At 73.4% G+C, this 22,971-nt stretch carries 20 protein-coding genes; 14 read left to right on the plus strand and 6 right to left on the minus strand.

Annotation, left to right across the window (positions count from 1 at the left end; genetic code table 11):
• Positions 1-35: 35 nt before the first annotated feature.
• Positions 36-761: a TetR/AcrR family transcriptional regulator gene (locus OG534_RS28920; protein ID WP_326591874.1), complete on the plus strand. Its 726-nt coding sequence runs from the start codon at positions 36-38 to the stop codon at positions 759-761.
• Positions 762-902: 141 nt separating this feature from the next.
• Here the strand turns inward: OG534_RS28920 and OG534_RS28925 are convergent, their stop codons facing one another.
• Positions 903-2,027 carry a type ISP restriction/modification enzyme gene (locus tag OG534_RS28925; protein ID WP_326593924.1) on the minus strand — a complete coding sequence of 375 codons (1,125 nt, stop codon included), beginning with the start codon at positions 2,025-2,027 and terminating at the stop codon, positions 903-905.
• A 136-nt stretch (positions 2,028-2,163) separates the two neighbouring features.
• On the opposite strand from OG534_RS28925, the gene OG534_RS28930 reads away from it, so the two are divergent.
• The gene (locus OG534_RS28930) at positions 2,164-2,328 is read left to right on the plus strand and encodes a hypothetical protein (protein WP_326591875.1); all 165 of its coding nucleotides are present in this window, start codon (positions 2,164-2,166) and stop codon (positions 2,326-2,328) included.
• 13 nt (positions 2,329-2,341) lie between these two features.
• On the opposite strand, the gene OG534_RS28935 is transcribed toward OG534_RS28930, so the two are convergent.
• Positions 2,342-3,091 (minus strand): GntR family transcriptional regulator, encoded by a 750-nt coding sequence (locus OG534_RS28935; RefSeq protein WP_326591876.1) that lies wholly within the window; start codon positions 3,089-3,091, stop codon positions 2,342-2,344.
• A 63-nt stretch (positions 3,092-3,154) separates the two neighbouring features.
• Positions 3,155-4,483 carry a homogentisate 1,2-dioxygenase gene (gene hmgA, locus OG534_RS28940; protein WP_326591878.1) on the minus strand — a complete coding sequence of 443 codons (1,329 nt, stop codon included), beginning with the start codon at positions 4,481-4,483 and terminating at the stop codon, positions 3,155-3,157.
• Positions 4,484-4,667: 184 nt separating this feature from the next.
• Here hmgA and OG534_RS28945 point away from each other — a divergent pair, with 184 nt between their 5' ends.
• The 8 genes from OG534_RS28945 to OG534_RS28980 all read left to right on the plus strand — a co-directional run bounded on the left by OG534_RS28945 (position 4,668) and on the right by OG534_RS28980 (position 17,233).
• Positions 4,668-6,788 carry a right-handed parallel beta-helix repeat-containing protein gene (locus OG534_RS28945; protein WP_326591879.1) on the plus strand — a complete coding sequence of 707 codons (2,121 nt, stop codon included), beginning with the start codon at positions 4,668-4,670 and terminating at the stop codon, positions 6,786-6,788.
• A gap of 586 nt (positions 6,789-7,374) precedes the next feature.
• Positions 7,375-8,202, plus strand: a complete 828-nt coding sequence (locus OG534_RS28950; protein ID WP_326593925.1) for a hypothetical protein — start codon at positions 7,375-7,377, stop codon at positions 8,200-8,202.
• A 325-nt stretch (positions 8,203-8,527) separates the two neighbouring features.
• A complete protein-coding gene (locus OG534_RS28955; RefSeq protein WP_442807250.1) occupies positions 8,528-9,829 on the plus strand; it encodes a hypothetical protein in 1,302 nt (433 codons plus the stop codon).
• A 42-nt stretch (positions 9,830-9,871) separates the two neighbouring features.
• On the plus strand, positions 9,872-10,492 hold the full coding sequence (locus OG534_RS28960; RefSeq protein WP_326593927.1) for a TetR/AcrR family transcriptional regulator: 621 nt from the start codon (positions 9,872-9,874) through the stop codon (positions 10,490-10,492).
• Between the two features lie 182 nt (positions 10,493-10,674).
• Positions 10,675-12,918 (plus strand): molybdopterin-dependent oxidoreductase, encoded by a 2,244-nt coding sequence (locus OG534_RS28965; RefSeq protein WP_326591883.1) that lies wholly within the window; start codon positions 10,675-10,677, stop codon positions 12,916-12,918.
• Positions 12,919-12,991: 73 nt separating this feature from the next.
• Positions 12,992-14,497, plus strand: coding sequence for a CitMHS family transporter (locus OG534_RS28970; RefSeq protein ID WP_326591884.1), 1,506 nt, complete (start codon positions 12,992-12,994; stop codon positions 14,495-14,497).
• A gap of 99 nt (positions 14,498-14,596) precedes the next feature.
• Entirely contained in the window at positions 14,597-16,009 is a 1,413-nt protein-coding gene (locus OG534_RS28975; protein WP_326591885.1) for an aldehyde dehydrogenase family protein, read from the plus strand.
• Positions 16,010-16,153: 144 nt separating this feature from the next.
• Positions 16,154-17,233 carry a Zn-dependent alcohol dehydrogenase gene (locus tag OG534_RS28980; RefSeq protein ID WP_326591886.1) on the plus strand — a complete coding sequence of 360 codons (1,080 nt, stop codon included), beginning with the start codon at positions 16,154-16,156 and terminating at the stop codon, positions 17,231-17,233.
• A gap of 253 nt (positions 17,234-17,486) precedes the next feature.
• On the opposite strand, the gene OG534_RS28985 is transcribed toward OG534_RS28980, so the two are convergent.
• Complete coding sequence (locus tag OG534_RS28985) at positions 17,487-18,875, minus strand: HEAT repeat domain-containing protein (protein WP_326591888.1); 1,389 nt, start codon at positions 18,873-18,875, stop codon at positions 17,487-17,489.
• On the minus strand, positions 18,872-19,516 hold the full coding sequence (locus OG534_RS28990) for a TetR/AcrR family transcriptional regulator (RefSeq protein ID WP_326591889.1): 645 nt from the start codon (positions 19,514-19,516) through the stop codon (positions 18,872-18,874). Before OG534_RS28990 ends, OG534_RS28985 begins: the two co-directional genes overlap by 4 nt.
• An 87-nt stretch (positions 19,517-19,603) precedes the next feature.
• Between OG534_RS28990 and OG534_RS28995 the strand changes: the two genes are divergently transcribed.
• From OG534_RS28995 to OG534_RS29005, 3 genes are all read left to right on the plus strand, one after another.
• Positions 19,604-20,755 carry an acyl-CoA dehydrogenase family protein gene (locus OG534_RS28995; protein ID WP_326591890.1) on the plus strand — a complete coding sequence of 384 codons (1,152 nt, stop codon included), beginning with the start codon at positions 19,604-19,606 and terminating at the stop codon, positions 20,753-20,755.
• 108 nt (positions 20,756-20,863) lie between these two features.
• The gene (locus tag OG534_RS29000) at positions 20,864-21,151 is read left to right on the plus strand and encodes a YiaA/YiaB family inner membrane protein (protein ID WP_326591891.1); all 288 of its coding nucleotides are present in this window, start codon (positions 20,864-20,866) and stop codon (positions 21,149-21,151) included.
• A 77-nt stretch (positions 21,152-21,228) separates the two neighbouring features.
• Entirely contained in the window at positions 21,229-21,864 is a 636-nt protein-coding gene (locus OG534_RS29005) for a TetR/AcrR family transcriptional regulator (RefSeq protein ID WP_326591892.1), read from the plus strand.
• Positions 21,865-21,906: 42 nt separating this feature from the next.
• Here the strand turns inward: OG534_RS29005 and OG534_RS29010 are convergent, their stop codons facing one another.
• The gene (locus tag OG534_RS29010) at positions 21,907-22,368 is read right to left on the minus strand and encodes a MaoC family dehydratase (protein WP_326591893.1); all 462 of its coding nucleotides are present in this window, start codon (positions 22,366-22,368) and stop codon (positions 21,907-21,909) included.
• Between the two features lie 137 nt (positions 22,369-22,505).
• Between OG534_RS29010 and soxR the strand changes: the two genes are divergently transcribed.
• Complete coding sequence (gene soxR, locus OG534_RS29015; protein WP_301372142.1) at positions 22,506-22,949, plus strand: redox-sensitive transcriptional activator SoxR; 444 nt, start codon at positions 22,506-22,508, stop codon at positions 22,947-22,949.
• Positions 22,950-22,971: the final 22 nt, after the last annotated feature.

A 22,971-nucleotide genomic window follows, 5' to 3' on the forward strand; every position in this document is an offset into this window, starting at 1 on the left:
TAAGATGGTGGTGAGACGACGAGGTGATCTGAGCGATGACAGCCGGCGGGCGACCCGCTGAACCCGAAGTGATCTGGTCCCGCCCCCCGCGGACCGGCCGCGGCCCCAGGCCCGCGCACAGCCGCGAGTCGATCGCGTCCGAGGCGGTGCGGATCGCCGACGCGGAGGGGATCGAGGCCGTGTCCATGCGGCGGGTGGCGGCCGGGATCGGCGCGGGGACCATGTCCCTCTACAACTACGTGCCGCGCAAGGAGGACTTGTACGAGCTGATGGTCGACGCCGTCAGCGCCGAGTACGAGTTCACCGCGCCGACCGGCGACTGGCGGGCCGACCTGCTGGCGCTGGCCCGCCAGACGCGGGCGCTGATGCACCGCCACCCGTGGCTGCCGCGCCTGCTGACGCCCGTCTACGGCTTCAGCCCGAACGCCCTGCGCTACCTGGAGCACAGCCTGGACTGCCTGGCCCCGCTGGACGCGCCGGACGACGAGAAACTGGAGCTCGTCGCCGCGGTCAACGGCACCGTCGCGACCTATGTGGCGGGCGAACTCGCGCTGGCCGAGCGGGCCCGGTCGCTGCCCTGGGGCGAGGAGGAGGAGCAGCGCGTACGGTCGGCCTGGCTCGGCTCCCGCCTGGCCACCGGGCAGTACCCGCGGCTGGCGGCGGCCCTCACCGGCGGCGGCCCGGTCCCGGGCGCGGGGCTGGACATGGCCGCGGTCTTCGACCGCTCGGTGTCGCGGCTGCTGGGGGCGTGGGGCGCGTAGGGCGGTTCGAACGCTGCGGGCGGCCGCCGGGGAGCCGCTCAGGGGCTGCCCCGAGGTCGGTCGGAGGGTGCCGGGAGGTCGCGAGCAAAGGCTGCCCGGATGCCGGATAGCAGATAGCAGATAGCGGAGCCCGGAGCCCGCTCAGAGGAGTGCGAACTGCCCGCCCGGGCCCTCCTCCTGGTGGTCCAGCACCGAGGCCGGGCGCCGGGTCCAGGCCGGGGCCGGCAGCACCCCCGCCGCGCGCAGCTTCCCGGCCGACAGGCCCGGCCCGGCCTCGAACGCGGCCCGCTCCGGGGCCAGATCGGCCAGCAGCGCCAGCGTGGTCACCAGGGCGAGCAGCTCCGAGGTCCAGCTCTGCGGCCACTGGGCGGGCCCCAGTGCCTCCAGCCCCTCGGCGTCCGGGCCGCGGTGCGCGGTGCGCGCGGCGAACCAGGCCTCCAGCACCCGCGCGCCCTGCGCCTCGTACCCCCAGGCCCCGGCCGGTACGGGGGACACGGTTCCGCTGCCGAGGCTCAGCGTCTCGCTCTCGGCGTCGTACGCGAGCGCCTGCGGCCACGCCCCGACCGCCGAGCGGACGTACGGGCGGCGCCCGCCGGGCAGCCGGGGCGGCTCGCCTCCGCGGCCTCCGCGCAGCTGGACGGTGAGCAGGCGGTGCCCGAGCTCCAGACCGGCCCGCCAGTGCGCGGGGTCGGCGGCGAGCGGGACCTCGTACCCCCGCGGCCCCGGGCGGCCCGCCGCGAGGATCCAGCACAGGACGTCCTCGGGGGTGACCCAGCCGCCGTGCCGCTCGCCCAGCAGCGGCAGCAGGCCGGGGGCGAGGTTCGGCTCGGCGCCGCCGGGGCGCCGGTGCAGGGGGCGGATCCGCCCGAGCCGGCCGGCCGGGAGGTGCGCGGTGACCAGCGGCTCCGGGGTCTCGACGAGGAACAGCTGGTGCTCGTCCCGGACCCGCCAGAGCTCCGGGCGGGCCGCGTCGATGAGCCGCTGGTCGGGCAGGAGCCACTGCTCGTCGAAGGGCTCGCGGAGCACCCGTACCGGGTCGGGGCAGGGGCCGGGGGCGTCGGCGAAACGGGTCGTGGCCGCCGAGCGCTGTCCGGGCAGCGCGGCCGCCCCTGTCGTCGGCGTGCGGCGGCGGCTCGGGCGAAACAGCCGCTCCCGCTCGGCCCCTTCGGAGCCGGTCAGGGCGGCCCAGCGGGCGCGCAGGGCCGCCGGGTCGGGTGCGGCCACCCAGTCCCGGCCCAGGCGCAGGCCGCCCACGGCCCAGGGCATCAGATCGTCCAGCAGCGGTACGTCTTCGCTCACGCCGCCGATGGTAGCGACGGGATCCGATGGCCGGGCTGCGTCCAGGCCGAAGAGCTACGCTCCTTATATACCCATACGTACAGGATCGACCGAGGAGACGGTCATGAGCCAGTACGACGAATACTCGACACCGTCGCAGGCGGAGGGCGAGCGCCTCGACGAGGACATGGACGACAAGCAGCGCAAGGAGCGCCACCCCCAGACGATGCGGACCACGCCTTCCCAGGCGGAGGGCGAGCGCACCACGGAGGACGACGAGCGGAAGTGACGCCGGCCGCCGGTCAGTGCGCGTCGACGGTCACCGTGAAGGAGAACCGGTCGCCGCGGTAGCGGATGCGCGCTACGTCCACCACCCGGCCGTCCTCGTCGTACGTGACGCCCGTGTAGTGCAGGATCGGGCTGAGCAGCGGGACCTGGAGCAGCTCGGCCGTCTCCGGGTCGGCGAGCCGCGCCTCGACCGTGTCCGTGATCCGGCTGATGCGCACGCCCACGACGTCCCGCAGCACCTTCGTCATCGGCCAGCGTTCGAGATCGGCGAGGTCCACCGCCCCGGCGAACTCCGGGAGGACCGCGTTCTCCACCCAGTTGGTCGGCTCGCCGCTCTCGCGGTCGTGGCGCAGCCGGCGGTACGTGACCACCTCCGGCGTGTCCGGGAAGTGCTCCAGCAGCTCCCCGGACACGGCGGTCCGCCCGTGGCCCAGGATCGTCGTGCGGTCGCCCGACTGCTGGGCCACGATCGCGTCGACCGAGCCCAGCAGCCGGACCGGGGCGCTGCGCAGCGCGCCCGGCTCGATGAACGTGCCGCGCCGCCGGTGCCGGCTGATCAGGCCCTCGCCCTCCAGCTCCTTGAGCGCCTGCCGCATGGTCAGCACGCTCACCCCGTAGTGCTCGGCGAGCTGCTCCTCGGTGGGCAGGCGCAGCGAGGCGTCCGGGGTGCGCCCCAGTATCGAGGCGCGCAGTGACTGCGACACCTGATACCAGAGCGGCAGCTTCCGGTTCAGGACCAGCGAGTCGGGGGCGAAGGCGGTCACGGGTGGATCTCCGAACGGCTGGACAGAGGTGACGTGCGGCGCATGAAGGGTATGCAGTGCAGGTCAGGCACGGAAGTGGCGCTGCAGACCCTGCCACACGTCGTCGTAGCCCCGCTGGAGGTGATCCGCGCCGGCCGCCTGGGCGGTGGCGGTGATCGGCCAGCGGGTCTCGAACATGAAGGCCAGGCCATCGTCGATCTTCTGCGGCTTCAGCTCGGCGGCGCTCGCCCGGTCGAAGGTCTCGTGGTCGGGGCCGTGCGCGGACATCATGTTGTGGAGCGAGCCGCCGCCGGGGACGAAGCCCTCGGCCTTGGCGTCGTAGGCGCCCTCGATCAGGCCCATGTACTCGCTCATCACGTTGCGGTGGAAGTACGGCGGGCGGAAGGTGTCCTCGCCGACGAGCCAGCGCGGGGCGAAGACCACGAAGTCCACGCCCGCCAGCCCCGGGGTGTCGGAGGGCGAGGTCAGGACGGTGAAGATCGACGGGTCCGGGTGGTCGTAGCTGATCGAGCCCAGGACGTTGAAGCGGCGCAGGTCGTAGACGTACGGGACGTGGGTGCCGTGCCAGGCGACCACGTCGAGCGGGGAGTGGTCGTAGGTGGCCGACCAGAGGTTGCCGCAGAACTTGTTGACGACCTCGGTCGGGCGCTCGCTGTCCTCGTACGCGGCCACCGGGGCCTGGAAGTCCCGCGGGGCGGCGAGGCCGTTGGCGCCGATCGGGCCCAGGTCCGGCAGCTCGAAGGGCAGGCCGTAGTTCTCGCAGACGTAGCCGCGGGCGTCGGCGTCCAGCAGCTCGACGCGGAAGCGGACGCCGCGCGGGATCAGGGCCACGTCGCCCGGGCGGGCGGCGAGCAGGCCCAGCTCGGTGCGCAGGAGCAGTCCGCCGCGCTCGGGGACGATCAGCAGCTCGCCGTCGGAGTCGCTGAACACCCGGTCCGTCATGGACGCGTTGGCGGCGTAGAGGTGGACGGCCATGCCGGCGCGCTGGGTGGCGTCGCCGTTGCCGCCGAGGGTCCACAGGCCGGACAGGAAGTCGGTGCCGGGGGCCGGGTCGGGCAGCGGGTTCCAGCGGAGCCGGTTCGGGTCCGCCGGGGCCTCGGTGAAGGGCGCGGTGCGCAGGGCGCCGTTGTCGATCCGGGTGAAGGGCGGGTGCGCGGCCGAGGGGCGGATGCGGTAGAGCCAGGAGCGGCGGTTGCCGCTGCGGGGCTCGGTGAAGGCGCTGCCGCTGAGCTGCTCGGCGTACAGGCCGAGGGGTGCGCGCTGGGGCGAGTTCCGGCCGATCGGCAGTGCGCCGGGGACGGCCTGCGAGCTGTGTTCGTTGCCGAAGCCGGTGAGGTACTCCAGTGCCTCTGCCGTCTTCCTGGCCTGCTCGACGCCGACCTGCTCGCTCATGTGCTGCTCCCGCTCCGTCGAAGGAATCCTATGGTTGACAGTAGGATTCCGCGGCCCGCACGTCAACGGGGCCGGGGGTACGCCTTCCGGTCCGCCGCGACCACCCGGCGGGGGGCGCGGATGCGGGACACGGATTCCTCCCGGGGGGATCCCAAAAGATGAACAATGCTCTACTCTCACGCGCATGTCGTGGACCCGCAGGTTCCCTGCCGTGCCGGCGGCGCTCCTCGCCGCCCTCCTCGCCCTCCTGTCCCTCTTCGCCGCCGCGCCCGCCGCCCGCGCGCACGAGGAGCGCCCGGTCACCTTCCCGGACGGCTCCGGATCCGTACCCGAGTACCGCGGGGCGGAGCCCGACCTGATCGTCTGCAAGACCGACCGGCCCGCCTTCGAACGCCGGATATCCGGCTTCCCGGAGGAGCTCAGACAACGCAACCTCGCCCTGTTCGCGCGGTGCGAGCAGAGCGGCTACCGGCACCTGCAGGAGGCCGTCGACGCCGTCGACCGGCCCGGGATGAACATCGCGATCCTCCCCGGCCTGTACGAGGAGGAGCCCTCGCTCCCGAAGCCGACGGGGGAGTGCGCCGCGCTGAAGGCACCCCAGTCCTCGCTCGGCTACCAGATCCTGTCCTACGACCAGCAGGTGCAGTGCCGGCACAACCAGAACCTCGTCGCGATCCTCGGCAAGACGAACCTGCAGATCGAGGGCACGGGCGCGTCACGGCTCGACGTGGTCGTCGACGCCAAGTACCAGAAGCTCAACGCCATCCGCGCCGACCGGTCCAACGGCATCTACTTCCGCAACTTCACCGCCCAGCGCACCACCTTCAACTCGCTGTACGTGCTGGCGGGCGACGGCTTCGTCATCGACGACGTGCTGACCCGCTGGAACGACGAGTACGGCTTCCTGACCTTCGCCAGCGACCACGGGCTCTACAAGAACTGCGAGTCGTACGGGAACGGCGACTCCGGCATCTACCCCGGCAGCGCGTCGAACATCAACGAAGGCCGCGGCTACGAGGTCCCCCGCTACTCCATCGAGATCACCGGCTGCCGCAGCCACCACAACATGGTCGGCTACTCCGGCACCGCGGGCGACTCGGTGTGGGTGCACGACAACGAGTTCGACCAGAACATGGGCGGCGCCTCGATGGACAGCGCCTTCCCCGGCCACCCCGGACTCCCGCAGAACCACGCCAAGTTCGAGCGGAACCTGATCCACGACAACAACCAGGACTACTACCGCCACGTCGCCGACGGCACCTGCGCCAAGCCGCCCATCGAGCGCGGCTACGAGCGCGGCGTCGTCTGCCCGCAGATCTCCATGCCGCCGGGCACCGGCATCATCACCGCGGGCGGCAACTGGAACCTCTACGAGGGCAACTGGGTGTACGGGCACCAGCGCGCGGGCTTCTTCCTCAGCGCGGTCCCCGCCTTCATCCGCGGCGAGGAGGCGTGGTCGAAGCAGGCGGACACCTCCCACCACAACCGGTACGCCGGGAACGTCATGGGCAAGGACAAGTCCGGCGCCGCCCGCCCCAACGGCATGGACGTGTGGTGGGACGGCCAGGGCAGGGGCAACTGCTGGCAGGACGGCCCCGACGGCTCCACCCCCGGCACGGTCCCGCAGTGCGGTGAGCGCCGGGGTGCCGTCTCGGGGGCCTCGGCCCGGCTCGTCGGCGAACCGGTCAAGCTGGTCCAGCTCCTCGTCTGCGCGGACTACAACGTCCAGGCGCGCAAACTCCCGGCCGGCTGCGACTGGTACGGCGCGCGCGGCCTGGAGCGGGTGGAGACCCAGCTCGCGCTCGCCGTGGCGGCGGTACTCCTCCTGGTCGGCGGCGTCCTGTGGTGGCGCCGCCTGCGCGGCTCCCGCCTGGGCACGGCCGCCTCGCTCCTGGGCCTGGCGGGCCTGGCCCTGGACGTGGCCGGCTCCACGACAGGCCTGACCGCCACCTTCGCCCCGGCCCTCGCCCTCCTCCTGCTCGGCCTGTGGTGGACGGGCGTCGGCCTGGCGCTGCGCCCGACCCGCCCCTGGCCGGCCCGCCTGACCCTGCTGCTGGCCGGGCTCACCCTGCTGGACGCCTTCGACAAGGCGGTCCTGATGATCCCCTGGACCCCCCTGAGCCCCGCCTGGGTCCGCGCCCTGGTGGCCGTGATCTGGGTCCTGTGGGCCGTCGTAGCCTCGGCCCGCCCGGGCCCCTCTCACTCCTCCACCCAGGCCAACCCCCCGTCAACCGCCCGCCCCCCAGCCCCCGCCCCGCACGCGTCGACCCCCGAGCCCCCGGCGACCCCGAACCCCACGCGATGACCCCGCCCCTGCCCGCGACGGCCCCGCGCCCCGGCTCCCGCCGGCCCGCCCGGGCCCTGCGCGCGGCGGCCAGGCGCCCCGGTTCCCACCAGCCCCAACCTGGCCCTGCGCATGGCGGCCCACGAGCCCCCGGTGGCCCCGGCGACCCCGAACCCCACGCGATGACCCCGCCCCTGCCCGCGACGGCCCCGCGCCCCGGCTCCCGCCGGCCCGCCCGGGCCCTGCGCGCGGCGGCCAGGCGCCCCGGTTCCCGCCAGCCCCAACCTGGCCCTGCGCATGGCGGCCCACGAGCCCCCGGTGGCCCCGGACCCCACGCCCCGGCCCGCCACTCCGGCCCGGGCGGCGACTCCGTGGGCGCTCGCGCCCCGGTTCCAGCGGGCCCGGCTTCACCCAAGGCCCTGCGCGTGGCGCCTCCCGACACCCTGCCCGAACCCCACGCGATGACCCCCGCCCAGGCTGCGCCGACCGCAGGAGGCCAGACGTGACCGACCGGCCCGACGACCACATCCGGTGCGACGTCTGCGCTGCGCCGCCCCGCGCGGCCCGCAGGCCCCACCGCACTGCCCGCACCGCCCGCGCCGCGGCCCTGCTCGCCCTCGCCCTGCTGCTCGCGGGCGGCGCGGCGACGGGCTGTGGTGGGCGGGCCACCACCCACCACAAGCCCGGCACCAGCCACGAGCAGGCCTCCGGCAGCGTCGGCACCCTGCTCGCCGCCACCGACACCGCCGGCCACAAGCTTCGCGAGGTCCCGGCCCAAAGCGCGCCGGAGGTCCAGCTGGCCGTCCGCCCCGACTCCGAGGACGGCTGGAACCTCCAGCTGACGGTGAAGAACTACCGCTTCACCCCCGACAGCACCGGCGGCGCCGCCCTTCCGGGCGCCGGCCACGCCCACCTGGAACTCGACGGCCGCAAGCTGGCCCGGCTCTACGGCCCGTGGTTCCACCTGCCCGCCGCACAGGTCCCCGAGGGCGCGCACACCCTGACCGTCCGCCTCTACGCGGACGACCACACCGCCTGGGCGGTCTCCGGCAAGCCGGTCGAGGGCACGGCCCAGCTCACCGCCGCCGCCCCGGGCGGCACGCCCGGCGGACACGGCCACGGCGGCACGCCGCCCCAGTCACCGGACCCGCAGGCGCCGAGCCAGGGGCAGGCCGACCGCACGGTCACCATCACCGTCCGCGACGGCAAGGTCAGCCCCGCCCCCGCCCGCACCGAGCTACGGCGTGGGGAACGCGTCGCCCTGCGCGTCACCAGCGACCGCGCCGACACCCTTCACGTCCACGGCTACGACAAGGAACTCGCCCTCCCCGCAGGCCAGGAGGCCACCCTCACCCTGACGGCCGACCGCACAGGCCTCTTCGAGGTCGAGACCCACGAGTCCAGCCTCCTCCTCACCCAACTCCTCGTCCGATGACCCGACCCAAAACCCCCTTCCGACGCACTCCGCGCCCTACATCCCGGCCCGCGCCCGCGTTCCGACGTACTCCCCGGCCCGCGCCCGCGTTCCAGCCCGCCCCTGTATCCCGGCCCGCGCCTGCATCCCGGTCCGCGCCCGCGTTCCGGCGCATGCCGCGCCCCGCGTCCCCGCGTGCCGTCCCGGCCCGGTGGCCCGGACTCGGGCCCGGGTCCGGGATGCCAGGCCAATTCGGCGGCGGGGCACAGCCCTTGGCGGGGCAATGCTGAGCGGCCTCGGGCCGGGGACCGCGCCGGGGGCCGGCGGTGGCGGGCACGGCCAGGGCGTGGTCCTTCACCCGGCCGATCCGCTCACCGCACTCGCGCACGGCATCGGTTCCCAGCACGATCTGCCCATCTCTCCCTTCTACGCGTTCGCCGGTGCCTTCGCCGCGCTCTTCGTCTCCTTCCTCGCGCTCGGCCTGCTCTGGTCCACCTCCCGCTTCCGCGGAGCGCACTCCGGCCTCGCCCTGCCCGCCGCCCTCCAGCGGGTGGCCGACGCGCCGGCCACCCGTACCGTCCTGCGCGGACTGGGACTCGCCGCCGCACTCGCCGTCCTGCTCCACCTCCTCCTCGGTCCCGACGACCCCGCGCACAACCCCGCTCCCGGCGCCGTCTACGTCCTCCTCTGGGTCGGACTCGTCCCCGCCTCCCTCCTCCTCGGCCCCGTCTGGCGCCTGCTCAACCCGCTCCGCACCCTGCACCGCCTGTTCTCCCGAGCCCTGCGCCGACGCGGCCCCGACCGACCCCTCCCCGCCCGGCTGGGCCAATGGCCCGCCGCCGCCGGACTGTTCGGCTTCACCTGGCTCGAACTCGTCGCTCCTGATCCCGCATCCACCACCACCCTCCTCACTGCCCTCGCCGCCTACACCACCGCCCAGTTGCTGCTCGCCGCCCGCTTCGGCGAGCGCTGGTTCGACGACGGAGACGCCTTCGAGGCGTACTCCGCCCTCCTGGCCCGGCTCTCCCCCCTTGGCCGCCGCAGCGACGGCCGCCTCGTTCTCCGTAACCCCTTCCACGGACTCGACGCGACGCCCGAGCGGCCCGGACTCGTCGCCACCGTCTGCGTCCTGCTCGGCTCCACCGCCTACGACGGCTTCTCCGACAACCCCTCGTGGATCAACGCGATCCAGACCTCCCCCCTCGGCCGCACCCCCGCGGCCACACTCGGACTCCTCGGTTCCATCGCCCTCGTCGCCACCCTGTACTGCCTCTGCGCCGCGGCCACCCGCCTCGTCAGCGGCCCGCACCCCGGCCCGCTGACCGCCTTCGCGCACTCACTCGTGCCGATCGCCCTCGGCTATCTCATCGCCCACTACTTCTCCCTTCTTGTAGTCGAAGGACCACGCACAGTAAGCATGGCACTCGGCACTGACAACGCCCCCGAACCCCTGCCGCCCCTGGGTCCCGGCGGCCTCGCCGCCCTCCAGGTCATTGCCGTCGTCGCCGGCCACGTACTCGGCGTCGTCGCAGCTCACGACCGCTCTGTGCGCCTCTTCCCGCCCGCGAAAGCGGTGGCCGGTCAGCTGCCCCTGCTCGCGCTGATGATCACTTACACCCTCGGGGGACTCAGCCTCCTGCTGAACTGAGGTGAGGCCCCCCCGCCGAACCGAGAAGCGAGGAGCGGCATGATGGACCCCGTGCCTCCCGCCCACTCCCTGCGCCGTACGCCGGTCCAGCAGCGCAGCACCGACCGGCTCGCCCGGATCCTCGACGCCTGCGCCGAGCTGCTGGACGAGACCGGGTACGAGAACCTCAGCACCCGCGCCGTCGCCCTGCGCGCCGGAGTGCCGATCGGCTCCGTCTACCGCTTCTTCGGCAACAAGCGGGCCATGGCGATCGCCCTCGCCCACCGCAACCTGGACCGCTACGCCGACGGCATCGCGGACCGCCTCGCCGACCTCCCGGCCACCGACTGGCGGCCCGTCGTGGACGCCGTACTGGACGAGTACCTGGCCATGAAGCGCAGCGTGCCCGGCTTCGCGCTCGTCGACTTCGGCGTGCCGGCGCCTCCGGCCGAGGGGCCGGAGGCCGACCCCAACAACCAGGTCGCCGACCGTCTGACCGAACTGCTCTCCACGCACCTCGGCCTGACGCGCGACACCACTCTGGAGCGGGCGGTCCTCGTCGCGGTCGAGGCCACCGACGCGCTGATCCAACTGGCTTTCCGGACCGATCCGTCCGGGGACCCCGACATCGTCACCGAGACCCGCGCGATGATGCACGCCTACCTGGCCCGCGTGCTGGACTGACCCCCGTCCGCGCCCCGCCTCGCCCCACCCCGCCGCCCCCGCTGCCTCCGACCGGCTCCCAGGCCGCCCGCGCGTACTCGGTCGCGCACGCCCCTCCCCGCCGTGCCTACCGGTCGGTATGCTCGGTGCGTCCCGCGTGCCCCCGCGTGTCCGTGTCGCAGCCTGCCGTCCCTGGAGGGCCCATGCCCCGCACCGCCCTGCGCATCTGCCCCCTCTGCGAAGCCACCTGCGGCCTCACCCTCACCATCGACGGCGGCGCCGTCACCGGCGCCCGCGGCGACCGCGACGACGTCTTCAGCAAGGGTTTCATCTGCCCCAAGGGCGCCGCCTTCGGCCAGCTCGACGCCGACCCCGACCGGTTGCGCACCCCCCTGGTCCGCCGCGACGGCCGACTCCGGGAGGCCACCTGGGAGGAGGCCTACGACGCCATCGCGGCCGCCGTCCCCGCACTCGTCCGGGAGTACGGGGCCCAGTCGGTCGGTGTGGTCCTCGGCAACCCGAACGTGCACACCATGGCCGGCGCCCTCTACCCGCCGCTGCTCCTCAAGGCCCTCGGCACCCGGAACCTGTTCACCGCCAGCACGCTCGACCAGATGCCCAAGCACGTGTCCAGCGGGCTCCTCTTCGGCGACCCCTTCGCCATCCCGGTCCCCGACCTCGACAGGACCGACTTCCTGCTGCTCCTGGGCGCCAACCCGGTCGAGTCCAACGGCTCCCTGTGCACCGCCCCCGACTTCCCCGGCCGGCTCAAGGCGCTGCGCGCCCGCGGCGGCACCCTGGTCGTCGTCGACCCGCGCCGCACCCGTACCGCCACGCTCGCCGACCGCCACCTCGCACCGCGCCCCGGCGGCGACGCACTGCTGCTCGCGGCCCTCGCGCACACCCTGCTCGCCGAGAAGCTCGCCGCCCCCGGCGAACTGGAGGAGTGGACCGAAGGTCTCGGGGAACTCGCCGCCGCGCTCGGGAGTTTCACTCCTGAGGCCGTGGCCCCCGCCTGCGACCTCCCGGCCGACGAGATCCGCACCCTCGCCCGCGAGCTCGCGGCCGCGCCCACCGCCGCCGTCTACGGGCGGATCGGCAGCTGCACCGTCGAGTACGGCACGCCGGCCAGCTGGCTGGTCGACGTACTGAACATCCTCACCGGCAACCTCGACCGGCCGGGTGGAGCCCTCTTCCCGCTCCCGGCCGCCGGCCCGCGGCCCCGCCCCGCCGGGCCCGGCAAGGGCTTCGCCGTCGGCCGCTGGCACAGCCGGGTCAGCGGTCACCCCGAGGTCAAGAGCGAGCTGCCCACGGCCGCCCTGGCCGAGGAGATCGAGACGCCGGGGGAGGGGCGGATCCGTGCCCTGATCGCCATCGCCTCGAATCCCGTCCTGTCCGCACCCGACGGCGACCGGCTCGACCGGGCGCTGGCCGGCCTCGACTTCATGGTCTCGGTCGACCCGTACCTGAACGAGACCTCACGCCACGCCCATGTCGTGCTGCCTCCGCCGCCGCCCTCGCAGAGCGCACACCACGACTTCGCCTTCAACGGTTTCGCCATCCGCAACCAGGTGCGCTTCACCCGCGCCGCCGTCCCCCTCGAAGCGGGCCGCCTCGACGAGTGCGAGATCCACGCGCGCCTCGTCCTGGCCGTCTCCGGCATGCACGGCTCGGCCGGACCGGAGGCCGTCGACGAACTTGCCATCCAGGGCGCCCTGGCCAGGGAGACCGCCGATCCGCACTCCCCCCTGCACGGGGAGGACCCGGCGCGTCTCGCCGGCCTGCTCACCGGCGACAGCGGCCCCGAGCGCCGGCTTGACCTGATGCTCCGACTCGGGCCGTACGGGGACCGGTTCGGCGCGGCGACCGAGGGGGAGCGCAGCGGGGAGCTCAGCCTGGAGCGGCTGCTCGCGCACCCGCACGGGATCGACCTGGGCCCGCTGCAGCCCCGGCTCCCGGGCGTGCTGAAGACCCGCAGCGGCAGGATCGAGCTGCTCCCGGACCCGATCGGGGCCGAGCTCCCGCGGCTGCGCACGGCGCTCGCCGAACGCCCCACCGCCCTGGTGCTCGTGGGCCGCCGCCATCTGCGGTCCAACAACAGCTGGTTGCACAACGTCCCGGCCCTCACCGGAGGTTCCAACCGCTGCACCCTCCAGGTCCACCCGCAGGACGCCGGCCGGCTGGGCCTCACCGACGGGGGCCGGGCCCGGATCACCGCCGACGGCGGGAGCCTGGAGGTTCCCGTCGAGGTCACCGACTCCGTCCGTACCGGCGTGGTGAGCCTTCCGCACGGCTGGGGCCACGACCGCGCCGGCGCCCGGCTCGCGGTCGCCTCCGCGGCGCCCGGCGTCAATGTCAACCAGCTGCTCGACGGCACCCGGCTGGACCGGCTGTCCGGCACGGCCGTGCTCAACGGCTTCCCCGTGGAGCTGACGCCCCTGCCCTGAGCTGGGGTTTTGCTCGTATTGCTCACGTGCGGACGTCTTGTTGGCGTAAGGAGGCGGCACCTACCTTCCCCCCATGCTGACCTTCCTCGGCTTTGCCATGATCGCGACCTTCCTGGTTCTGATCATGATGAAGAAAATGTCGCCCATCGCGGCGCTCGTCCTCATCCCCGCACTCTTCTGCGTGTTCGCAGGCAAGGGCGCGCACCTCGGCGACTACGTCATCGACGGCGTCGGCAAACTCGCTCCGACCGCCGCCATGCTGATGTTCGCCATCGTCTACTTCGGCGTGATGATCGACGTCGGACTCTTCGACCCGATCGTGCGCGGCATCCTGCGCTTCTGCAAGGCGGACCCGATGCGGGTGGTGGTCGGCACCGCCGCCCTCGCCGCGATCGTCTCCCTCGACGGCGACGGATCGACCACCTTCATGATCACGGTCTCGGCCATGTATCCGCTCTACAAGCGGCTCGGGCTGAGCCTGGTCGTGATGACGGGCGTCGCGGCCACGGCCAACGGCGTCATGAACACCCTGCCCTGGGGTGGCCCCACGGCCCGCGCCGCCACCGCCCTCAAGCTCGACGCCGCCGACATCTTCGTCCCGATGATCCCGGCCCTCGCGGTGGGCCTGCTCTTCGTCTTCGTCCTGGCGTACGTCCTCGGCGTGAGGGAACGACGCCGGGTCGGCACGCTGGTCCTGCCCGGCCAGGCGCAGCCGGAGACCGCCGAGGAGGACCTGGTCCCGGCCGGCCCCGGCGCGGCCGCCTCGTCCCCTGCCGCCTCGTCCTCTACCGCCTCCCTCGGCGTCACCGCCACCGCCACCGTGACCGCTGCCGACAGCTCCACCGCGTCCGCGGATTCCGGTTCCCCCGCCTCCGCCGTCTCGTCCGCGCCCGTCGGTCCCGCGGCCGCCTCGAGCTCCGCCGCCCCCGAGGACGGCTTCCAGGGCCTCGACCCCCACCGCCCCTCCCTGCGCCCGCGCCTCTACTGGTTCAACGCCGGCCTCACCGTCGCCCTGCTCACCGCGATGATCATGGAGCTGCTGCCCATCCCGGTGCTGTTCCTGCTCGGTGCCGCCCTCGCCCTCACGGTCAATTTCCCGCACATGCCCGACCAGAAGGCCCGGATCGCCGCCCACGCCGACAACGTCCTGAACGTCGCCGGCATGGTCTTCGCCGCCGCCGTCTTCACCGGGGTCCTCACCGGCACCGGCATGGTCAAGCACATGGCCGACTGGCTCGTCGGCGCCATCCCCGCGGGCATGGGCCCGCACATGGCCCTGGTCACCGGCCTGCTCAGCCTGCCGCTCACCTACTTCATGTCGAACGACGGCTTCTACTTCGGCGTCCTGCCGGTCCTGGCCGAGGCCGGCGCCGCCCACGGGGTCTCCCCGCTGGAGATCGCCCGGGCCTCCCTCGTCGGCCAGGCGCTGCACATGTCGAGCCCGCTGGTTCCGGCCGTCTACGTCCTCGTCGGCATGGCCAAGGTCGAGTTCGGCGACCACACCCGATTCACCGTGAAATGGGCGGCCTTGACCTCCCTCGTCGTCCTTGCGGCAGGGATGGTTTTCGGCATCATCTGATGCCGCCCGCCCCCTGGCAGGTAAAAACTACCGGCGCTAGTTTGTAGGGTGTTCGCGAGGTCGGATCCACGCGCTCGCGCGTCGCTCGGGAGGAATGCCATGAAGGCCCACGACGGGATGTACATCGACGGCGCATGGCGGCCCGCCGCCGGACGCGACCGGATCGAGGTCGTCAATCCGGCCGACGAGCAGGTCATCGCGGGGGTCCCGGCCGGCACCGCCGAGGACGTGGACGCCGCCGTACGCGCGGCCCGTAAGGCCTTTCCGGCCTGGGCGGCCACGCCTCCGGTCGAGCGGGCCGCCCTGATCGGCGCGCTCCGCGACGTCCTGCTGGCGCGCAAGGGCGAGATCGCCGAGACCATCACCGACGAACTCGGCTCGCCGCTCGGCTTCGCGACGGCCGTCCACGTCGGAGCGCCGATCGCCGTGGCCTCCTCCTACGCCGAACTCGCGTCCTCGTACGCCTTCGAGGAGCGGATCGGGAACTCCACCGTGCTGCTGGAGCCGGTCGGTGTGGTCGGGGCCATCACGCCCTGGAACTACCCGCTGCACCAGATCGTTGCAAAGGTGGCGCCCGCTCTCGCCGCCGGCTGCACCCTCGTCCTCAAGCCGGCCGAGGACACCCCGCTGACCGCACAGCTCTTCGCCGAAGCCGTGCACGAGGCGGGCATCCCGGCCGGAGTCTTCAACCTGGTGACCGGTACCGGCCCGGTCGCCGGGCAGGCCCTGGCCGCGCACGAGGGAGTCGACCTCGTCTCCTTCACCGGCTCGACCGCCGTCGGCAAGCAGATCGGCGCCACGGCCGGCGCCGCCGTCAAGCGGGTCGCCCTCGAACTGGGCGGCAAATCGGCCAACGTCATCCTGCCCGGGGCCGACCTGGCCAAGGCCGTCGCGGCGGGCGTGGGCCACGTCATGAACAACAGTGGCCAGAGCTGCAACGCGCTCACCCGGATGCTCGTCCACCGGGACCAGTACGAGGAAGCCGTCTCGCTCGCGGCCGCCGCCGTCGCCGGCTACCCCACCGGCGACCCCCGCGAGGCCGGTACCCGCGTCGGCCCCGTCATCAACGCCAAGCAGCACGAGCGTGTCCGCGGCTACATCGCCCGGGGCGTGGAGGAAGGCGCCCGCCTCGTCGCCGGCGGGCCCGACGCGCCGCATGCGCAGGGGTACTTCGTGGCCCCGACCGTGTTCGCCGATGTCACCCCCGACATGACCATCGCCCAGGAGGAGATCTTCGGCCCGGTGCTGTCGATCCTCCCGTACGAGGACGAGGAGGACGCCCTGCGCATCGCCAACGGCACCGTCTACGGCCTGGGCGGCGCCGTCTGGGCCGAGGACGAGGCGACGGCCGTCGCCTTCGCGCGCCGTATGGACACCGGCCAGGTGGACATCAACGGCGGCCGCTTCAACGTGCTCGCGCCCTTCGGCGGCTACAAGCAGTCGGGTGTGGGCCGCGAGCTGGGCCCGCACGGCCTGGCGGAGTACCTCCAGACCAAGTCGCTGCAGTTCTGATCCGGCAGCCGCCCCGCCCCTCGAGGCCTCCCGGTCCCTGACAGCAGCTTCCCCGGCCCGTCAGCAGCTCAGCCCGCAATCCGCCCAGCACGTCATCCGCCCAGCCGCCCAGCCCCTCAGCCCCGGAAAGTCGAGACGACGACCATGGTCCGCGCCGCCATCCTGCCCGCCGTCGGAGCCCCGCTGGAGATACGGGAGATCGTGCTGCCCGATCCCGGCCCCGGGCAGGTCCGGGTGCGGCTCACCGCCGCAGGGGTCTGCCACTCCGACCTCTCCCTCACCAACGGCACCATGCGGGTTCCCGTGCCCGTCGTCCTCGGCCACGAGGGCGCGGGCACGGTCCTCGCCGTCGGGGAGGGCGTCACGCACGTCGCCCCCGGGGACGGTGTGGTGCTCAACTGGGCGCCGTCCTGCGGGGAATGCCACCACTGCACCATCGGCGAGGTCTGGCTGTGTGCCTTGGCGCTCACCGGGGTGGGGGCCGTCTACGCGCACGACGCCCACGGCACCGAGCTGCACCCCGGGCTGAACGTGGCCGCCTTCGCCGAGGAGACCGTCGTCGCGGCCAACTGCGTGCTGCCCGCGCCCGCCGGGATCCCGCTCGCCGAGGCCGCCCTGCTCGGCTGCGCCGTCCTCACCGGCTACGGGGCCGTCCACCACAGCGCCCAGGTCCGCCCGGGCGAGTCGGTGGCCGTCTTCGGTGTCGGCGGGGTCGGGCTGGCCGCGCTGCAGGCCGCCCGGATCGCGCAGGCGGGCCCGGTCATCGCCGTCGACGTGTCCCCGGCCAAGGAGGAACTGGCCCGCGCGGCCGGGGCCACCGAGTTCGTGCTCGCCTCCGACACCACCGCCAAGCAGATCCGCGCGCTCACCGCGGGCCAGGGCGCGGACGTCGCCGTCGAGTGCGTCGGCCGGGCGGAGACCATCCGCGGAGCCTGGGAGTCCACTCGCCGTGGCGGCCGCACCACCGTCGTCGGCATCGGCGGCAAGGAGCAGCAGGTCACCTTCCACGCCCTGGAGATCTTCCACTTCGCCCGCACCCTCACCGGCTGCGTCTACGGCAACAGCGACCCCGCCCGCGACCTCCCGGTGATCGCCGAACACGTCCGAGCGGGCCGCCTCGACCTCGGCGCCCTCGTCACGGACCGCATCACGCTCGACGGCATCCCGGCCGCCTTCGACGCCATGCTGGCGGGCAAGGGCGGCCGCTCCCTGGTCGTCTTCTAGCCCAGCCCAGCCCAGCCCAGCCCAGCCCAGCCCAGCCCAGCCCAGCCCAGCCCAGCCCAGCCCAGCCCAGCCCAGCCCAGCCCAGCCCGGCGCAGGCACCCGGCCCCGCCCGACGCCACCCGACGGGGATGCCGGCCCCCGCCCGCCGGCGCACGCTGCCCGCCGCCCATCGGCGCGCCGTGCGTTCACCAGCGCTTTGCGTCCAGCGCGCCGTGCGTCCAACGCCGCCCTGTGCCCACCGGCGCGGCAGGTCTCAGTTCGCCGCGCCGGTCGCCGCTTCCCGCCTCCGCCGCAGGTGCCGGTGTGCCTCGTCCAGTGACCAGTACCCGGGCCAGTCCTGCTGGTACCCGAAGGTGAGCCAGTCCAACGCCTCCTCGCCCCGCGGGTCGTCGAGCAGTACGAGCGCCCGTACCGCCTCGATCTGGATCTCGACCGACGGATCGGCCAGCAGTGACCTCAGTGCCTTGCGTACGTCGGAGGAACGTTCCCGCGGTTCCCCCCGTTCCGCCAGCGCGCGGCAGGCCTGGCCGCGCACGGTGCCGTCGGTGTCCCGGAGGTAGGCGAGCAGCGCCGGACGCACCCGTTCCTCGCCCGCGCAGCGGCTGAACGCCATCGCGACTGCCCGCCGGACCAGCGCGGACGGATGCCGTGCGTGGGGGAGCAGCGCGTCGGCGAGCACGGCGTCGGAGAGTACGGTGGCCGGGCAGTCAGGGAGGCCGCAGAGCAGCAGTGCGAGCACCTCCGGCGCCGGTTCATCGGCGGCCCAGGCGAGGAACAGGTCCCGAGTCAGGACCTGCACGCACGCGGGCCCGTCGACACAGGTCTCGCCCGCGGCGGCCCCGGCGACCGCATCGCCCCCGTCGTCCGTTTCTCCCGCGCCACCCGCGCCACCCGCGCCACCCGCGTCGCACGTGTCGAAGAGGCTCATGCAGCGCACCACCTCGGCCCCGAAGTGCCGTACGGAGGACTGCGGATGGCCGCGCAGCGCCGCCGCCTCCTCCCAGGTCTCGCGGTCGGCCCGGCCGTACAGCGCCGTCACCGCCGCCGAGCGCGTCACGCCCTCGAGGTCGGCCTCCGCCTCGGCCCGTGCGAGCAGCTCCGCGAAGGGGGTCCGTATCCCGTACGCCACCTCCAGCATGCACAGGATCGCCGTGTGCCCGGTGCGCACCTGCGGGCCGTCGACTCCCAGCCGCAGCAGGCCGGTGAAGGAGTACTCGTCGTCCGGAACGCGGCTGAGCTCCGCCGCCCCCGTGCCCCCCGACCTGCGGCGCAGCTCGTTCTCGGCGCCGGTCTCGTGCCAGTGGCGGGCCAGTTCGAGGGCGGTCCGTCCGTCGGGGCCCTTCGGCCAGGTCGGCACCGAGGAGGACAGGAGCAGCGAGGCGGCCGCGTAGGCCCCGGCGTCGACCGCCCGCAGCAGCGGGGTCAGGCCGTCCGGGCCCTGGCGGTCGAGCTTCGCCCCGTGGCTGCGCAGGGCGTCGACCACCGGGTACGAACCGAGGGCCGCGGCGATCTCCAGCGCCGTCAGGCCGTCCGCACCGAGCGCCTCCAGGTCGGGATCGGGACCGGCCTCCAGCAGTGCGCGCACGCGCGCCGCGTCCTCGGCCCGCGCCGCGCTGATCAACTCGGTGTCCCCGTGCGTCACGCCGTCTCCTTCAGGGCCTCGTACTGCAGGGCCAGCCCGTCCAGCAGCGCCGTCAGGCCCGTCTCGAACGCGCCCTCGTCCACCTCGCGCCCGCGCTCCGCCAGCAGGTGGGCCTGGCCCAGGTGGGGGTAGTCCGCCGGGTCGTATGCCGTGCGGTCGTCCACGAAACCCCGGGCGAAGGAGGCCACCGCCGAGCCGAGGATGAAGTAGCGCATCAGCGCGCCGATCCGGGTCGCCTGCGCCGGAGGCCAGCCGGCGGCGGTCATCGCGCCGAACACCGCGTCCGCCAGCCGCAGTCCGGCCGGGCGGCGGCCCGGCCCGCGCGCCAGCACCGGCACGATGTTCGGATGGTCCGCCAGGGCGTCCCGGTACGAGTGCGCCCACGCGTGCAGGGCCCCGCGCCAGTCCGTGCCTCCGCCGTCGAACATCGACAAGTCGACCCGTGCGCTCACCGCGTCGGCCACCGCGTCCAGGATCTCGTCCTTGGTGCGGAAGTGGTTGTAGAGCGAGGGTCCGCTGACCCCGAGCGCGGCCGCCAGCCGCCGGGTCGACACCGCCTCCAGCCCCTCCGTGTCCACGAGTGCGCCGGCCGCCTCGACGATGCGGTCTCGGCTGAGGAGGGGCTTGCGCGGTCTGGCCATGCGCCACATAGTAGGGCCTGCCCGCCATAAACTACCGGTGCTAGTTAAAGGCTCCGGACGAGACGCCACGCCGCCCGGAGGTGCCCGGTGAACCTGGAGCTGAGCGAGGAGCAGAGCGCCGTACGCCGGCTCGCCCGGGAGTTCACCGAGCGTGAGGTCGCCCCGTACGCCGCCGCGTGGGACCGCGCAGAGAGCGTGGACCGGGCCATCGTGAAGAAGCTGGGGGCGCTCGGCTTCCTCGGCCTGACCGTCCCCGAGGAGTACGGCGGCTCCGGCGGCGACCACCTCGCCTACGTCCTGGTCACCGAGGAACTCGGACGCGGCGACTCCGCCGTGCGCGGCATCGTCTCCGTCTCCCTCGGCCTCGTCGCCAAGACCATCGCCGCCTGGGGGACCGAGGAGCAGAAGCGCGCCTGGCTGCCCCGCCTGTGCTCCGGCGACGCGCTCGGCTGCTTCGGACTGACCGAGCCCGGAACCGGTTCCGACGCCGGCAGCCTCACCACCCGCGCCGTGCGCGACGGGGGCGCGTACGTCCTGGACGGCAGCAAGATGTTCATCACCAACGGCACCTGGGCAGACGTGGTGCTGCTCTTCGCCCGCACCGGCGACGAGCCCGGCCACCGCGGGGTCTCCGCCTTCCTCGTCCCCACCGACACACCGGGCCTGACCCGCCGCGAGATCCACGGCAAGCTCGGCCTGCGCGGCCAGGCCACCGCCGAACTCGTACTCGACGGCGTCCGCGTACCCGCCTCCGCGATGCTCGGTCCCGAGGGCAAGGGATTCTCGGTCGCCATGTCCGCCCTCGCCAAGGGCCGGATGTCGGTCGCCGCCGGCTGTGTCGGCATCGCGCAGGCGGCACTGGACGCGGCCGTCTCGTACGCCGCCCAGCGCGAGCAGTTCGGCAGGCCGATAGCCCACCACCAGCTGGTCCAGGAGCTCATCGCCGACATCTCGGTCGACGTGGACGCGGCCCGGCTGCTGACCTGGCGGGTCGCGGACCTCATCGACCGCGGGCAGCCCTTCGCCACCGAGTCCTCTACCGCCAAGCTCTTCGCCTCCGAGGCCGCCGTGCGCGCCGCGAGCAAAGCCCTCCAGGTGCACGGCGGTTACGGCTACATCGACGAGTACCCGGCCGGCAAGCTGCTGCGCGACGCCCGCGTGATGACCCTGTACGAGGGCACCAGCCAGATCCAGAAGCTGCTCATCGGGCGCGCCCGCACCGGGGTTTCCGCCTTCTGAGCCGAAGAGCCGACCTCTCGGCCCCCGGGCACTCTCCGAGGTCGTCTGAGTACCCGCATGAGTACGCGTGCGGATGTGCCCGGCCCCGTCCGGCCCGATGCTCGACCCATGAACGAGACACCGGTCAAGCAGCAGAGCACGGGGGCGTACTACGGCCAGGCCGTCGCCTCCTTCGGCATCGCCATCGGCGCCGTGGCCGTGGGGATCTACAACATGGAGGTGGACGGCTGGGTCCGGGCCTTCCTCGGCATCGCGGTCCTGTACCTCACCACCTCGGCCTTCACGCTCGCCAAGGTGATCCGCGACCGTCAGGAGGTCACGCAGATCGTCAGCCGGGTGGATCAGGCCAGGATGGAGAAGATCATGGCCGAGTACGACCCCTTCTCGCCGAAGTAGTCGACTCGCGAACGCTAAGCGCTTGCTCACCCTCCGGTAGGGTGTCACTCCCCACACGGTGAAGAGGTGAGTGAGCGATGGACAGCGCGGAGGACACGGTCGACGGCTACCGGCCGTGGTCCGAGGTCACCCCCGACGCCGCGCGGCGGCTGCTCGTCGCCGCCGTCGACGCCTTCGCCGAGCGCGGGTACCACGCCACCACCACACGTGACATCGCGGGCCGTGCCGGCATGAGCCCGGCCGCGCTCTACATCCACTACAAGACCAAAGAAGAGCTGCTCCACCGGATCAGCCGGATCGGCCACGACAAGGCGCTGGAGATCCTCACCACCGCGGCCGACGGCCCCGGCTGCGCCGCCGAGCGGCTCGATGCCGCCGTACGGTCCTTCGTACGTTGGCACGCGGCGCACCACACCACCGCGCGCGTGGTCCAGTACGAGCTCGATGCTCTCGCCGCGGAGCACCGCTCCGAAATCGTGGCACTGCGCCGGCAGAGCGACGCCGCCGTACGCCGCATCCTCGCCGACGGGGTCGCGGCGGGGGAGTTCGACGTCCCCGACGTGCCGGGCACCACCCTCGCCGTCCTGTCGCTGTGCATCGACGTGGCCCGCTGGTTCAACGTGGCCGGGCAGCGCACGCCCGACGAGGTCGGCGCGCTCTACGCCGACCTCGTGCTCCGCATGGTGGCCGCGCGGCCGGGCCCGCAGAAGTAGAGAAGCGGGCGGCCGGCGGACTCCCGGAAGCGGAGCCGGACCTCAGAAGTAGTAGCGGGACACCGACTCCGCCACGCACACCGGCTTGTCGCCGCCCTCGCGCTCGACGGTGACCGTGGCCGTGACCTGTACGCCGCCGCCCGCCTCCACGACCTCCGTGATCACGGCGGTGGAGCGCAGCCGCGAGCCGACGGGCACCGGCGCCGGGAAACGCACCTTGTTCGTCCCGTAGTTGATGCCCATCCGCATGCCCTCGACCCGCATGATCTGCGGCACCAGGCTCGGCAGCAGAGACAGCGTCAGGTAGCCGTGCGCGATGGTGGAACCGAAGGGTCCGGTGGCGGCGCGCTCCGGGTCCACGTGGATCCACTGGTGATCTCCGGTCGCGTCCGCGAAGAGGTCGATCCGCTTCTGGTCCACCTCCAGCCACCCGCTGGGACCGAGCGGCTCGCCGATACCGGCGTGCAGCTCCTCGGCGGACGTGAAGACCCTCGGCTCGGCCATGCCCTGTTCCTGCCTCTCGCGAACCACTGACGGACGACTGACGGACGACTGACGGAGACTGACGAACGAATAAGCGCTTGCTCAGCATGCTGGGACCGCATGTGTATGTCAACGGACCTCCGACTACGCTCGGCGGGGTGCCGCAGATTCCCGAGAAAATCCATGAGCTCACCGTCGGCCAGCTGTCCGCCCGTAGCGGCGCGGCCGTCTCCGCGCTCCACTTCTACGAGGCCAAGGGCCTGATCAGCAGCCGCCGCACCTCCGGCAACCAGCGCCGCTACACCCGCGACGCGCTGCGCCGCGTGGCCTTCGTACGCGCCGCCCAGCGCGTCGGCATCCCCCTGGCCAGCATCCGCGAGGCACTGGCCCAACTCCCCGAGGAACGCACCCCCAACCGCGAGGACTGGGCCCGGCTCTCCGAAGCCTGGCGCGCCGAGCTGGACGAGCGGATCACCCGACTCGGCCGCCTGCGCGACCACCTGACGGACTGCATCGGCTGCGGCTGCCTCTCGATGGAGACCTGCGCGCTGTCCAACCCGGACGACGCCTTCGGCGAACGGCTCACCGGTTCGCGGCTGTAGTACCCGAGGACCCGCCTTCCGG

The organism is Streptomyces sp. NBC_01294 (genome assembly GCF_035917235.1).
In the GTDB taxonomy this organism is placed as follows: Bacteria; Actinomycetota; Actinomycetes; order Streptomycetales; family Streptomycetaceae; genus Streptomyces; species Streptomyces caledonius.